The organism is Flavobacterium cupreum, from assembly GCF_003996965.1.
Taxonomy (GTDB): Bacteria; Bacteroidota; Bacteroidia; order Flavobacteriales; family Flavobacteriaceae; genus Flavobacterium; species Flavobacterium cupreum.
This window is the reverse complement of sequence record NZ_QWDM01000014.1, coordinates 83125-99059: the sequence shown is the minus strand read 5'-3', so window position 1 is coordinate 99059 and position 15935 is coordinate 83125. Positions and strand designations below refer to the sequence as shown.

Below are 15935 nucleotides of genomic sequence, written 5' to 3'. Positions count from 1 at the left end.
TAAAATACATTACAAAACCTTATTTTTGCATCACAATTTTAAAAACTACATAAAATATATATCATGAGTGTTTTAGTTAATAAAGATTCCAAAATAATTGTTCAAGGATTTACAGGTAGCGAAGGAACTTTCCACGCTTCTCAAATGATTGAGTACGGTACTAATGTTGTTGGTGGTGTTACTCCTGGAAAAGGGGGAACAAGTCACTTAGACCGTCCGGTTTTTAATACAGTAAAAGACGCTGTAGATCAGGCCGGAGCTGATACTTCTATCATTTTTGTTCCGCCGGCTTTTGCTGCTGATGCAATTATGGAAGCTGCTGATGCTGGAATTAAAGTAATTATTGCTATTACAGAAGGAATTCCTGTAGCAGACATGATTAAAGCAAATAATTACGTTAAAGAAAGAAATTCCAGATTAATCGGACCAAACTGTCCTGGTGTAATTACTCCGGGAGAAGCTAAAGTTGGTATTATGCCAGGTTTCGTTTTCAAAAAAGGAACTGTTGGTATCGTTTCTAAATCAGGAACTTTAACTTACGAAGCTGCTGATCAGGTGGTAAAACAAGGTTTAGGAATTACTACAGCTATTGGTATTGGCGGAGATCCAATTATTGGAACTACAACTAAAGAAGCTGTTGAATTATTAATGAACGATCCTGAAACTGAAATTATCATCATGATTGGGGAAATTGGAGGTCAGTTAGAAGCTGATGCTGCTAAATGGATCAGAGCTGATGGTAACCGTAAACCAGTTGTTGGTTTTATCGCCGGAGAAACTGCTCCTGCCGGTAGAACAATGGGTCACGCAGGTGCTATTGTTGGTGGTTCTGATGATACTGCTGCCGCTAAAAAACAAATCATGAGAGACAACGGAATTCACGTTGTTGATTCGCCAGCTGAAATTGGTAAAAAAGTAAAAGAAGTATTGGGTTAATCTCCAATATTCAAAATAACAAATTCCAAAAAAGTCTCAATATTTTCTTGAGACTTTTTTACATTTTTAAAATGACTGGAATTTAATTTAAAACTTAGCGACTTAGATTCTCAGAACCTTAGAAGCTTAAACAAAAGAAATATGTACAAAGAATTAGAAAAATTTAAAGTAAGCAATAGTTTTACTTTTACTATTGAAGATAGTTTAGAACAAAGCTGTAATGCTCCGGAAGCGGGTGCAGGCGTTTTTGTGGTTTATGCTGTTGACGGTGATGCAAAAGAATTAATCATGGTAGGTTCTACAGGAACTGTTCAGAATGACGGAACTTTAAAAAGTAAAAACGGTGGTTTATACGATAAAATCGTAAACGGACATCAGTTTGCTAAAACAGGAAGAAAATATTCCTGGCCTGCACAAATGAAATTAGAAGACATCACTGCTCTTGAAGTAGTGTGGTATGAAACTTTTACTGCTGAAGTAAAAGGAATTCCAACTACTGTTGAAGGACAGGTTTTACAAAATTTCTTAGACGAAAATGGTAAACTGCCAAGATGGAATGTTGCTTTTTAAGCAGCCCATTTTTTAATAAAATTATTAAGAAGCCTTGCTATTATTTAGTAGGGCTTTTTTTATTTAGAGTTAGGTTTTGATTTTTTGACTTTCTATATTTATGGCCCGAAAATAAATTAATATATGATAAAAAACTACTTTTCTTTAGTTCTGATTTTCTTTTTTTATACTGCCGGCGCACAAGTCGTAACTATTTCTGATCCTAATTTCAGGGCAAGACTCTTAGCATCATCGTCTATTAATTCAGTAGCAAAAGACCTTTCCGGAAATCCTGTTAAAATTGATAAGAATAATAATGGATTCATTGAGATCAGTGAAGCTTCAAATATAAGTTACCTGGATCTTTCTTTCTCACAAATTATGTCCCTTGAAGGGATCAGCAGTTTTGTAAATCTTACGTATCTGGATTGTAATCTCAATGCGCTTTCCAGTTTAGATGTGAGTCATTTAAATAAACTTGCTTCGCTCAATTGCAACGGGAATAATATTAATTCATTGTCTTTGAGTACATCGGCGGTAATTGAGACATTAAATTGTAGGGATAATGAAATTGCAGCACTAAAATTAGACAGTTTTATTAAACTGAAATCATTAATTTGTGACTATAATAAACTAACTAATCTATCTCTAATTAATTGCGTAAATCTTTCCACTCTGACTTTTAGCTCTAATCCGATTACGGATATAAATGTGTCAGGATGTAAATCGTTGACAAGTCTTACCTGTAATAGCATGCAATTAAATAATTTAGATGTTTCCGGCTGTACGTCATTAAACTTTTTAAATTGTGCAATTAACAAATTAACAAGCTTAAATGTAAAAGAATTAAATAATTTACAAACTTTATATTGTTCCAACAATCAGATTAAAGATCTCGATATAAGCAATTTACCTAATTTACAAGTTGTTGAATGCCAGTATAATGATATGGAAACCTTAACAGCTGTAAATTGCGTACAACTGAATCAGCTTAATTTTGTAGTTAATCTGTTAACGACCGTCAATCTTTCAGGCTGTACCTCTTTGGTTGCTCTTGACTGCTCTAATTCATCAAAAATAACAAACTTAAATGTTTCAAATTGTACATCGCTTACCAGCCTGAGTTGTGGTAATAATGACATATCAGTCCTTAATTTAGAGGGTCTAAATAACCTTACTATTTTAAGCTGCTATAACAATGAATTGGATCATTTGGACGTTTCTCATCTGGTTAAACTTCAATACCTGGATTTTTCAGGAAATAAATTAATTTCTCTGGATCTGAAAGGATTGAACAATTTAAAAGAGGTACGTTGCCGAAGTAATAATTTTTCATCTCTGGAATTTAAAGATTTACCCAATCTTGAACTCATTGACTGTATCTATGGTCAGGTGACCAGCTTAGAATTATCCAACCTTCCCAGCCTTACAACTTTGTATTGCTATAATAATGCGATTCAGGCATTAAATTTTAAAGGTTTACCCAATATATATGAAGTAGTCTGTGAAAATAATAGTTTAAAAGAATTAGATTTCTCGGAAAATTATAAATTGGCAAAACTCTATATCTCCAATAATCCACTTGAATTTCTGAATCTGAAAAATGGGTCAAAATTGGCTGAATTTCGTTCAATGAATCTTTCTTTTATGAAATATGCCTGTCTTGACGAATTTGAAATTGATTTTATCAAATATGAATTGAATTCAAGTAAGTCCGAGATCAACACGTATTGTTCGTTTACGCCCGGAGGAATTTTCTATGAAATTAAAGGAAATCAGAAACTGGATGCTGAAAACAATGGATGTGATACTTCAGACGATTCTTATCCAAACCTGAATTTCAGCATAACAGATGGAACCAATAAGGGAAATATAATTTCGGATAGTTCCGGCAATTACGTTATTGCAGTAGGGGCGGGAACACATACGATTGTGCCAATCCTGGAAAATCCGGACTATTATGAGGTATCACCAGCTTCTTTAAATGTTACTTTTCCGTCAGAATCCGCTTCATTTACCCAAAACTTTTGCGTGACACCAAAAGGGGTTCATCAAGATCTGGAAGTCACCATTTTAGCACTAAGTCCTGCGAGACCTGGATTTGATGCTACTTATAAATTAGTATTCAGAAACAAAGGCAATCAGGCAAAATCAGGAACTGTTTCTTTTGATTTTAATGATGCGATATCTGATTTTGTTGCTGCAAGCCCTATGGTATCAGTTCAAAGTACCAATAAACTTGTTTGGGATTATCTGGATTTAAAGCCTCTGGAAACACGCGAAATTACGATTACTCTTAGTCTTAATGCACCGACTGAAACACCTGCTGTAAATATGGGTGACCGTTTGAGTTTTGAAGCTTTAATCACGCCTAAAACAGATGATGATAAACCAGAAGATAATGCTTTTGGGTTACGCCAAACCGTTGTAGGATCTTATGACCCCAACGATAAAACCTGTCTGGAAGGTGATGTCGTAACACCGGAATTAATAGGAGAATATGTCCATTATTTAATTCGTTTTGAAAATACCGGAACCTATCCGGCAGAAAATATTGTGGTAAAAGACCTTATTGATGTATCAAAGTTTGATCTTTCGACTTTGGTGCCCACTGGCGCAAGCCATTCGTATGTCACTAAAATTTCTAACGGTAACAAAGTAGAGTTTATCTTCGAAAAAATAAACCTTCCCTTTGACAATGCTACTAATGACGGCTATATTGCCTTTAAAATTAAAACTTTGCCGACGTTAAAAACAGGGGATTCGTTTACTAATGAAGCCAATATTTATTTTGATTATAATTTCCCGATTTTAACCAATAAAGCAACGTCAACTTTTAAAACTTTAGGAACACAGGATTTTGAATTTTCAAAGTACTTGAGTATTTATCCAAATCCTGTAAAAGAAAGCTTGAATATTGCTTCAAAAAATAATTTGGAAATACAAGCAATGGCAGTTTACGATATTTTGGGACAATTAGTAATTGCTGTTCCCAATGCCCGTGCTACTTCTTCAATAGATGTTTCAAATTTAAGAACAGGCAATTATATTTTAAAAGTAAAAACAGACAAAGGTAGTTCTGCCGTAAAATTTATTAAAAAATAATGCTGCTAATTTATGTTATAAAATCTGACATTTTTAAATAATAATAATTTTAACATTCGCTCAGGCAGCCAGCTAAATCAACAAAAGAGATAGTTTTCTATGTTAGAAAACTGTCTCTTTTGTGTAAAAAAATTGGTTTTATATATTTGCTTTTATATATTTATCGCACAAATCCAAAGAATAATGTTAAAAAACTGTATTCTATGTATTAAGTAAAAGTATCTTTTTAGAATTATGCGCCAAGATAAATTATGAAAGCCACAACCGTACAAAACACTTTTGACGATATTACACTTTGGAATAAGATGAGAGAAGGTGATGAAAAATCATTTTCAATTTTATTCAAAAGATATTACGATGATCTGGTGAGTTATGGTAATTCACTCTCGCCTGATAAAGAAAAAGTGCAGGACTGCGTGCAGGACGTATTTATAGACGTATGGAATTACAAAGAAAAAGTGCAAAGCGCTGTCGTTGTTAAAGCGTATTTATTATCAAGCGTCCGTAAAAGGATTGCACGCTTGTACCAAAGAGATCATATTTTTCGCAAATCGACCAGTATTGACGCTGTATCTTTTCATATGGAATTTTCGGTTGAACACGAACTTATTGATGATGATTACGCCACAAAACAAAAAGTGCTCCATTTAAATAATCTTTTGAATAATCTTCCCGCAAGACAAAAAGAGGCCTTATACCTGCGATACCATCAGGGCCTCGCAGTAGAGCAGATTGCAGAAATGCTGGACATAAATTATCAGTCGGCTAGTAATTTGGTATACCGTGCCCTGATTACGCTTCGTAAGGAATGGAAGGGTGCTTTATCCCTAATTACTCTATTATCTTCAGGTAGTTTTTAAATTTATTTCAAAAAAAATAAAAAAAATCACAATTTGGTGAGTATATAATAAGAGTGCTGTCCTCTATGTTTTTGTAACCTCATTTTACAGATGCAAAAACGTAACACCTATACCGAAATTGAAGATTTTTTATCTGATGAATCATTCCAGACCTGGATCTTATCTAAAGTTGATGAAGACGGCTGGGAAGAATGGACGCTGGAAAATCAGCAACGCGCAAAATTGGTGGAAGAAGCAAGATTACTACTGCTTGCCATGAAAGTCCCGGAATCGAAATTATCAGCTTCCGATATTCACAAGGCGTTACAAAATACCTGGGCTAAAATTGAAAACAGCGAGAAGCGTATTAATTTCAGTCAAAATACCAAACAGAGATTTCTTAAAAAATATTTTCTTTCCGGAGTTGCAGCAACCTTGTTTTTTTGCTTACTGTCGGTTTGGTTTTACAAAAGCAATTTTAGCGAAGGCCATGAAATTGTAACCTACAAGGAACTTATAGACAAAAATAGTGAAGGATTGGTAGAACAGACCAATAATTCCAACAAACCACAAATCATTACACTGTCTGATGGCAGTTCCGTTTTATTACAGCCCAATAGTAAATTAAGTTACCCTAAAATCTTTACCGGAAACGAAAGAAAGGTGTATTTGTCCGGCGAAGGTTTCTTTGAAATTAGTAAAAATCCTAAAAAGCCTTTTTTCGTTTATGCAAACGAAATCGTCACAAAAGTTGTAGGAACTAGTTTTAGAGTTAAAGCTTATTCTGATCAGCCTGATGTCGAAGTTCTTGTTCGCACCGGTAAAGTTAAGGTAAAATCCAATGAGTTAGTGTCGTCTTCAGATCGGGAAGTGGTCTTGCTTCCTAATCAGGCACTGCGTTTTTTAAGGCGTGATTTGACTTTTAACAAAATCACCAATATTACCCAGGATGAAACGCTGTCCGGCAGTGTTGGTAATATTGAACAATTAAGTTTTGAATTTACCGACATTCCTGTTTCCCAAATCTTTGAGACCATAGAACAGGCGTACTTAATTGATATTGATTACCCTCGTGAAAAGTTAAAAGAGTGTCATCTGACCACGTCATTAAGCGATCAGCCCCTTACGGAAAAACTGAAAATTGTCTGTAGAAGTATCGGCAATAACACCAGTTTTGAAATGAATGGAAATCAGATCATTATAACATCTGAAGGATGTAATTAATTTTTTTAAAGTGGCCATTGCAGCAATTCTGCTGTTTTTACCCAATATTTTAAAGGTAAAATCTTATAGTCTTTAAAAGAGGCATACAGGATTTCTTAAATATTCAGGCTTTATATGGATTTGGAAACATCAAAATAAAAATAATTCAAAAATAAAAATAAAGGCCTATGTGAATTAAAAATGCAAAAAAAAGTGCCGAGATGCTGTAACATTTCGACACTTTATTAAAGTTGAATTGCTTTCTGTAAAAAGGAATTCATTCGTTTCTTAAAATACGCTCTAAACAGTATTAATCAAAACAAACCAAAATTATGAAAAAACCAGTTGTTAAACAACGATTACTCCATCGAATCATGAAAATAACACTATTTCAGTTTGTCTTAGCACTTATATTTTCAAGTGTAGCTATGGCAAACGATGTAAATGGACAGAAAAAATTAGATACCAAAGTAACAATTACAGTTGAAAATTTAACTTTGGACAATGCATTATCTAAACTTTCGAAATCTGCGCAGGTAAAATTTTCTTATAACTCAAGAATAGCCCAATTGAACCAGAAAGTGAGTATTGAAGCTAATAATGAAACGTTATCCGCTATTCTTTCCAGAATTTTGGAACCGTTGAATATTTCCTATGCAGAAATCAGTAATCAGATTGTATTGCAGAAAAGCACTAAAAATCTCTTTTCAGATTCAGATAATACAAATTCACTGTTTGAAACTTTAGTTCCGGGACCAGTGATCAAGGGAAAAGTTACAGATCCAAGCGGTGTTCCGCTTCCGGGTGCAACTATTTTGGCTAAAGGGACCAAAATAGCGGTACTGACCGATTTTGACGGTAATTTTTCTATAGATATGCCGGCCAATAGCACAGCACTGGTCATTTCTTATGTGGGTATGGAAACTAAGGAAATTGGAATAGAAAATACGACACCAACCATTGTGCTGAATGAAGCAGGACAAAATTTAAAAGAAGTGATCGTCACTACAGGTTACGAAAAAACATCAAAAAGAACTTTTACAGGAGCCATCAGTAAGATCTCCGGAACAGAATTAAAGGTAGACGGAGTAGTGGATATCAGCAGAATGATTGAAGGAAAAGCAGCCGGGGTGACCGTTCAGAATGTTACCGGTACATTTGGTACTGCGCCTAAAATTACGGTGCGTGGATCTTCTTCTATTTTTGGAGATACCAAACCATTATGGGTTATTGACGGTGTTGTACAAGAAGATATTATCAATATTTCTTTTGCGGATTTGGCTTCCGGAAATTCCGAGACTTTGTTAAGTTCTGCGGTTGCAGGATTGAATTCAAACGACATTCAAAGCATTGAAATACTGAAAGATGCCTCCGCTACTTCAATCTATGGTTCAAGATCATTGAATGGAGTTGTAGTAGTGACTACCAAACAGGGACGCAGGGATTCTCCGTTAAAAGTGAATTATTCTGTTGAAAATACGGTAAGAACAGTTCCAAGTTATACACAGTATGATATTTTAAATTCTCAGGAATCGATGAGTATTTTAAAAGAAATGGAGCAAAAAGGATTTCTGGATATGCCATCCACGCTTCAGGGGAGATATGGCGGGGTTTACAATCTTCTTTCCAGAGAAATTGATCTCTACAAGACTTCTAATGGTCAGTTTGGAGTTAAAAACGAACAGCCTTATCAAAATGAATTTTTAAAGAAATACGAATTAGCCAATACCGACTGGTTCAAAGTTTTATTCAGACCTTCCATTACACAAAATCACTCGCTGAGTTTTTCAGGTGGTGGAAAAAACAATACGTTCTATGCTTCTTTGGGCTATTATGCCGATCCGGGATGGACTATTGCGGACAGTGTTAAACAATTATCTTCCAATATAAAAGGGACTTTTTATGTGAATGATAAATTGAATATTACCTTATCTACCATGGCTTCTGTTCGTGATCAGAATGCTCCGGGGAGCTACGAAAGCCAGCAGGATGTTGTGTTTGGTAATGTAACAAGGGATTTCGATATCAATCCGTTTAACTATGTTTTAAGCACCAGCAGAACGCTAAGACCTTACGATGACTTCGGGAATAAGGAATATTACAGAAACAACTGGGCACCAATGAATATCATAAATGAATTGGAAAACAATATTTTAGAGATTAAAGTAAAAGATATGCGTTTCCAGTTGGATGTAGATTATAAAATCAACAAACACTTAAGCTATAACCTCACCGGTTCTGCGCGTTATGCGAATACCAGCAGAGAGCACAAAATCTACGAAAATTCCAATGTAGTAGAAGCCTACAAAGCAGGTACGGAATACGGGGCTGACGGTGCCAATACGATCGTTAGAAATGCCAATATCTTTTTATATAAAAATCCGGACGATTTAACAGCACAGCCTATTTCAGTATTGCCAAATGGAGGATTCTTAAGAAAATTTACAAATGATCTGACTTCGTACAATATCAGAAACAGTGTGACGTACAGAAATACTTTGAATGACAAACATGAATTAGAAGGCTTTTTTGGAACGGAACTAAGATCATTGGACCGAAACAGCGACAACTTTACAGCTGCCGGAATTCAATACGACAGGGGGCTTACCGCTTTTACAGACCCAAGAATTATTGAAAAAATAATCAATGAGGGAAGTTCTTATTACGGTTTTAATACAGAAAGAGAAAGAACAGTTGGTTTCTTCGGGAAAGTAGGGTATACGTACGATCGTCGTTACACGGGATCGATTACAGGACGTTATGACGGATCAAACAGACAGGGAAACAGCGGTTCATCAAGATGGCTGCCCACCTATACTGTGAGTGGAAAATGGAATGTTGCCGAAGAAAAATTCATGAAAGAAGTAACAGCTGTAAATAATTTAGCTTTAAGAGCTTCTTACGGACTGACCGCTACAGCAGGACCAGCAACAAACTCATTGGCGATTTACAAAAGTTTTATTACAGATCGTCTGGGAATTTCAGACAGAGAAACAGGGATTAATATTGACGAATTGCAAAATGCGGACCTGACCTGGGAAAAACAATACGAAACTAACGTCGGTGTAGATTTAGGAATGTTCAACAACAGGGTGCAATTTACAACAGATGTGTATAGCCGTAAAGCGTTTGATCTGGTTGATTTCGTAGTGACTTCAGGAATTGGAGGGCAAAAGATCAAACAGGGAAATAATGCCAATATGGAAACAAAAGGTATTGAAGTTGGTTTTACAACCCAAAACATTGCAACCAGTGATTTCAAGTGGTCTACAACGCTTAATTTTTCGGTATACAACCAGAAAATCACCAAACTGGAAAATCAGCCAACAGCATTTGATTTGGTTGACGGAAACGGAGGAAACGCTGTCGGACGTCCCAGAAATTCAATTTATTCCTACCAGTTCACAGGTCTGAACAATCAGGGATTACCAACGTTTATCATGCAGGATGGGGAGTCAGACAAAGTAACAGGAGCGAATTTCCAGGATACTGAAAATGTGACAAAATACCTGAAATACGAAGGGTCAATTGAACCAAATAAATCAATAGGTTTGGCCAATACGTTTACATACAAAAGATGGTCCTTATATGTATTTGTTGTAGGTTCAGGCGGAAATAAAGTTCGCTTAAATCCGGCTTTCAGCAGTCAGTATGATGATTTGACTGTATTTACAAAAGACTTTACCAACCGCTGGATCAACCCGGGCGACGAACAGTACACCAATGTTCCGGTAATTGCAGACAAGAGATTAATTACCAATTATGATGGGACAAATGCGCTAGGACGCGCCTATAATACTTACAACTATTCTGATGTAAGAATTGCTGACGGTGATTTTGTGAGACTGAAAAATGTTTCGCTTAGCTGGGAATTTCCAAATGATTTCAAGAAAAAATTAGGAGTAACTACTTTTACGTTAAAAGGTTCTGCGGTTAATCCATGGCTGATTTATTCAGATAAGAGATTAAACGGACAAGATCCTGAATTCCGTAATACAGGTGGTGTTGCTTTTCCAATTACCACACAATACAGTTTTTCTTTAAACCTTTCATTTTAATATAGTTGATTATGAAAAATATAAAATATATAAAAATCACACTGGCCTTATTACTGATCATTACGCTAAGCAGCTGTGATGAATTTCTATCAGAAGTGCCGGATAACAGAACGCAGATAGATACACCGGATAAGATTTCAGAATTACTTGTAAATGCCTACCCGGAAGCCTCTTATCTTGATTTTGCCGAAACTATGTCAGACAACGTTGCAGATGCCGGACTGAACAACTCCAACATAAAAAACGAGCAGAGTTACTACTGGGAAATGCACGATCAGACCAATGTAGATAGTGAAGGAAACTATTGGGATGCCTGCTACAAAGCCATTGCACATGCCAATCAGGCGCTGGAATCGATTAAAAAACTGGGTGATCCCGCTGGTTTAAATCCGCAAAAAGGAGAAGCATTACTGGCAAGGGCCTATGCACACTTTATGTTAGTTACCTTTTGGTCCAATCGCTACAATCCTGCTACTGCAGCCAAAGATTTAGGCGTGCCTTACGTAACGGAACCGGAGACGGAATTGCTTAAAAGCTACAAAAGAAACAGTTTACAGGAAGTTTTTGATTTTATTCAGAAAGACCTGGAAGAAGGTTTAAGATATGTAACCAACGATTATAAAGAACCTAAATTCCATTTCAATAAAGAAGCAGCCAATGCATTTGCCAGCCGTTTCTATCTGGTAAAGGGAGATTGGGATAAAGTTCTTTCAGTTTCAGCCAGTTTAGGATCTAAACCGGAAGGAAAACTTAAAGATTATGCGACTTTATCAAGCCTGGCTCCGGATGTTCAGTTTATAGAATACGGGAAATCTTCGTATAGTGCCAATTTGTTAATTGCTTCCCCAAATACACTTGTAGCCAGATCAGCGAGCGGAAGCAACTATTACCTGACTGACGGGAAACAAACGGAACTTTTTGGCGCCCAAACCAGTTTTTACAATAAACCATGGCTGTTTGATTTTTACAGTTACAACAGCAGCAGTACATTGTTTACGCCGAAATTTGAAGAATATTTTAAGTATACCAACCTTACAGCCAATATCGGAATACCGTATGCGGGAGTTGTATTGTTATCAAATGATGAGTTGTATCTGAATCGTATCGAAGCACTCGTTATGAAAGGCAGAGTGGAAGAAGCCAATACCGAACTGGAATACTTTCTGGGAACAAGAACTGCAGGATACAATCCGGCAACAGATAAACTAACGGAAGCAAAGGTGGTGGCAAAATATCCTGTCATTGCAGATGAATTTACGCCATTTTACAGCCTTACAGCATTACAGACGTCTTATATAAAAGCTATTGCTGAAGCGAGAAGAAGGGATTTTGTTCATGAAGGACTGAGATGGCTGGATGTAAAACGTTTTAACCTCGTGGTAAGCCGTAATGATCCCGGCAATCCGGTTAAAACCCTGGCGAAGGACGATAAACGCAGAGCCTTGCAAATACCGCTTAGCGCATCAAATTACGGAATAGAAAAAAATTCCCGATAAATTTTAATTCAATTTTTAGAGACTATGAAAATATTAAAAAAATATAGAGCAATAATGGCAGTTGCAGGGGTTTTAACTTTTACAGCCTGTGCCCATGAAGATCAGCCAACCGAAAGCCAGTTAGATTTTTCAGTTCCTGTCAAAACACCACTGGACAACTGGATTTCAGCGAACTTTCTTAATCCGTATAATATCAGTGCACAATATAAATGGAATCAGAATAAGGTAGATAATAACCGTTTTCTTTTCCCTCCATTAACAGAAAATGTGCAGCCGGCACTTGAAGTTGTAAAACAAATCTGGATTGACAGTTATTCTGAAGTGGGCGGTGCTGATTTCGTAAAAATACTGGCTCCAAGAGAAATTGTTCTGGTAGGAGGCGTAAACTCCAATTCGAACGGAACAAGAACACTCGGAATTGCAGACTCCGGACAAAGAATCACCCTTTTTGAAGTAGATTATCTGGATACGTCAAACCGTGAAAATGTTACTGAATTTATTCATACCATTCAACACGAATATGTACATATCTTAAATCAGAACAAACCTTTTGACGAACAGGCCTGGCAAAAAATAACACCCGGAGATTATACCGGAACGTGGCATTTAGAGCAGCTTCAGACCTCAAGAAATCTCGGATTTGTAACCAACTACGCAAGAAATAACATCATTGAAGATTTTGCTGAAACAGCTTCGACCATACTGACGAGTTCAAAAGCAGAATATGCGGCGCTTTTGGCCAGTATTACGAACTTAAACGGAAGAGCAAAACTGAAACAGAAAGAGGCAATAGTAGTGCAATATTATAAAGATGCTTTTAATATTGATTTCTATGCTTTAAGAGATGCTGCTGAGAGAAATACAACAGCTGTTGTTAATCAATAAGCACTTTAATGTACAATTTATAAAAGTAAAATTATGAAACCAAAAAATATATTGAAGTACTTAATGGTTGCCTTTCTGGCAGTATACGCCTTAGGTGCCTGTACAAATAGCACAGAAGCAGAACAGATTTTTGATCAGACCCCATCGGAACGTCTGAATGCACAAAAAAAAGAATTAAAGGATGCATTGCTTTCTTCGGAATTTGGCTGGAAAGCGGTTTACTTTACGGATGACACACAATTGGGAGGTTTTACACATCTGTTTAAATTCGCTGCCGATGGAAAAGTAGTAATGGCATCTGATTTTGATGATGATATTTTAAAACATGAAAGTGAATATGATGTGGTGCTGGGAAGTACAGTCAGTGTAGTATTCACAACATTCAATAAGATACATCTTTTATCAGATTCCAATAATTATCCGACAACTGCTTTAAGAGGTAAGGGATACATGGGCGATTTCCAGTTTTTATATTACGGACAGGAAAATGGTGATCTGCTTTTTAAAAGCAACAGATTAGTAAAAGAAGTACGTTTTGTAAAAGCCACCCAGCAAGATTGGGCAGATTTGTCTAAAAATCTCTTATCGGAGCAAAATTTAGTGGGAGGAATCGATAAACCTTTATTCAAATTGCTTGAGATCAATGATGGAAAATCGATTAAGAAATATGAATTTGGATACAATCCGTTATCCAGATACGCTTCCTCTTCTTCGCTGGATGCAGGTTCTTCAGAAGTAGTTAGCATGGGAGTAGGTTATACACCAACAGGTCTTGTCGTAAGCCCGGCATTAAAAGTGGCAGGACAGAGCCTTACAAACTTCGTGTACGACGAAGCCAGCGAAAGCTTTACCGCAACAGGAACGGGAGGCGTAAGTGCTGTCATTAAATACAGTAATGCACCGCTGAGATTGACAGATGATTATAAAATATTACTTCCAGGAAGTCCACACGCGTGGTTTGGATATTACGTGGGCGACTATACCGAAGACGCTCCGACAAATTCCGAATTGTTTGTTCAGGAATTAGCCGGAATCAATGCGTCATTACCGGCAGGTGTAACGATTACTTCTGTGCAGCTTTACCTGAATCATTCACTTGGGAATTTTATCTATTACACATTTGCAGGAAGAGCAGCAATATTCCATTATGTAAATGTAACAGAAGATCCGGTGGGCAAAAAAGTTATTCTGACTCATAAATCATGGAATGGCAATACCACTGTGGGAAGTCCTGCATTCCTTAAGGAATTTGATAAACATCTCGTAAATGCCGATGGTGTTTATGTGAAGAGAGAAAATTTTAAACTTTTTTATACAGAACCGGTTTACACGTTTACAAGTGCTTCAAGTTCATTCCGAATGACCACCTGGAAACTTAATTAAGATTTTTATTTTTAGTTTTTTAATTTTTGGATAAGATGCAGCTCACTTGTGGGCTGCTTTTTTGATAACAATTAAATAAATATTTTCTTGTTATTATTCTATTTAATATAAATTTTTTCTTATATTTAACACCGAAATTTTATGCTTAAGGTTATTTACAGGTCTGAAACTCAACAACCAACAAAAAGTTTGAGGGAACAAAATATTAAACAACCTGTTATGATGTTAAAAACAATTTTGAATTTTTCAGGAGTTGAAGTATTAAGTAGAGAAGAACTAAAAAACATGAATGGAAGCGGCGGTCAGAGATGTACCATACCATGGACACCATTTCCTTATAACGGGCCATGCATTATGCTTCCTCCGGTCACTCCGGTGGAGCCGCTTGAGCCATTTCCGGAAGAACCCCTTTTAAAACCATAATACCCCATGCCAGTAGAAAACAACTACTGGTTTTTTTATTTTTTTGCTAATTTGAAAATGTTTCAATTGTTGTATTTGGTATTTATACTTGAAATGACCGACAATTGTTTTTTTTTAAAAAGGGAATTATCATATATTTGACGAGTCGTTCATAGCCCTGATAGAAATGGAAATCCTTTTGTGTTTTTTCTTTAAAAACATAAAAGATTGAAATGGATAGCAGGATTAGCTACAAATAAATATTAAATTTAATTTTGAATATGAAATTACTAGAAGGAAAAGTGGCCATTATTACGGGTGCTAGTCGTGGAATTGGAAAAGGAATTGCTGAAGTTTTTGCGAAACACGGTGCAAACGTAGCTTTCACCTACAGCTCATCTGCTGCTTCGGCAGAAGCTTTGGAGGCTGAACTGAACAGTTTAGGCGTTAAAGCTAAAGGATACCAGTCGAATGCAGCCGATTTTAATGAAGCTCAAACTTTTGTAGACGCTGTTTTGGCTGATTTCGGAACAGTAGATATCCTGATTAACAATGCCGGAATTACCAAAGATAATTTGCTGATGCGTATGTCTGAAGCAGATTTCGATCAGGTAATTGATGTTAACCTGAAGTCTGTCTTTAATATGACAAAAGCAATTCAGAAAACATTCCTGAAAAAACGTGCAGGTTCAATTATTAATATAAGTTCTGTAGTAGGGGTTTCCGGAAATGCAGGTCAGACGAACTATGCGGCTTCCAAAGCAGGTGCTATAGGTTTTACAAAATCGGTTGCCCTGGAATTGGGTTCCCGTAACATTCGCTGCAACGCAATTGCTCCCGGATTTATTGAAACTGAAATGACTGCAAAATTAAGTGAAGATGTCGTAAAAGGATGGAGAGAAGGAATTCCTTTGAAACGTGGCGGAACAACTGAAGATGTTGCCAATGCCTGCTTGTTTCTTGCATCAGATATGAGTGCTTATATTACAGGCCAGGTTTTGAATGTTTGTGGAGGAATGCTTACTTAGAAGTTACTGAGGTTCTAAGTTGCAAAGGTTCAAAGGTTTTTCTTTGAATTA

11 protein-coding genes are annotated in these 15935 nt (G+C 36.3%); all 11 read left to right on the top strand.

Annotation, left to right across the window (positions count from 1 at the left end):
* Positions 1-63 precede the first annotated feature (63 nt).
* The 11 genes from sucD (at position 64) to fabG (ending at position 15884) form a co-directional block, all read left to right on the top strand.
* Positions 64-936: a succinate--CoA ligase subunit alpha gene (gene sucD, locus D0817_RS19265; protein ID WP_127339996.1), complete on the top strand. Its 873-nt coding sequence runs from the start codon at positions 64-66 to the stop codon at positions 934-936.
* Positions 937-1077: 141 nt separating this feature from the next.
* Positions 1078-1506: a hypothetical protein gene (locus tag D0817_RS19260; protein WP_127339995.1), complete on the top strand. Its 429-nt coding sequence runs from the start codon at positions 1078-1080 to the stop codon at positions 1504-1506.
* 123 nt (positions 1507-1629) lie between these two features.
* Positions 1630-4590, top strand: coding sequence for a DUF7619 domain-containing protein (locus D0817_RS19255; protein ID WP_161568444.1), 2961 nt, complete (start codon positions 1630-1632; stop codon positions 4588-4590).
* Between the two features lie 251 nt (positions 4591-4841).
* The gene (locus D0817_RS19250; RefSeq protein ID WP_127339994.1) at positions 4842-5450 is read left to right on the top strand and encodes an RNA polymerase sigma factor; all 609 of its coding nucleotides are present in this window, start codon (positions 4842-4844) and stop codon (positions 5448-5450) included.
* Between the two features lie 90 nt (positions 5451-5540).
* A complete protein-coding gene (locus tag D0817_RS19245; RefSeq protein ID WP_127339993.1) occupies positions 5541-6653 on the top strand; it encodes a FecR family protein in 1113 nt (370 codons plus the stop codon).
* Positions 6654-6964: 311 nt separating this feature from the next.
* Positions 6965-10690 (top strand): SusC/RagA family TonB-linked outer membrane protein, encoded by a 3726-nt coding sequence (locus D0817_RS19240; RefSeq protein WP_127339992.1) that lies wholly within the window; start codon positions 6965-6967, stop codon positions 10688-10690.
* A gap of 11 nt (positions 10691-10701) precedes the next feature.
* Positions 10702-12186, top strand: a complete 1485-nt coding sequence (locus D0817_RS19235; RefSeq protein WP_127339991.1) for a RagB/SusD family nutrient uptake outer membrane protein — start codon at positions 10702-10704, stop codon at positions 12184-12186.
* A gap of 24 nt (positions 12187-12210) precedes the next feature.
* Complete coding sequence (locus D0817_RS19230; protein ID WP_127339990.1) at positions 12211-13071, top strand: zinc-binding metallopeptidase; 861 nt, start codon at positions 12211-12213, stop codon at positions 13069-13071.
* Between the two features lie 33 nt (positions 13072-13104).
* A complete protein-coding gene (locus D0817_RS19225; RefSeq protein WP_127339989.1) occupies positions 13105-14454 on the top strand; it encodes a DUF4302 domain-containing protein in 1350 nt (449 codons plus the stop codon).
* 219 nt (positions 14455-14673) lie between these two features.
* The gene (locus tag D0817_RS19220) at positions 14674-14877 is read left to right on the top strand and encodes a hypothetical protein (protein WP_127339988.1); all 204 of its coding nucleotides are present in this window, start codon (positions 14674-14676) and stop codon (positions 14875-14877) included.
* 260 nt (positions 14878-15137) lie between these two features.
* Entirely contained in the window at positions 15138-15884 is a 747-nt protein-coding gene (gene fabG / locus D0817_RS19215) for a 3-oxoacyl-[acyl-carrier-protein] reductase (RefSeq protein ID WP_127339987.1), read from the top strand.
* The last annotated feature ends 51 nt before the right edge of the window (positions 15885-15935 follow it).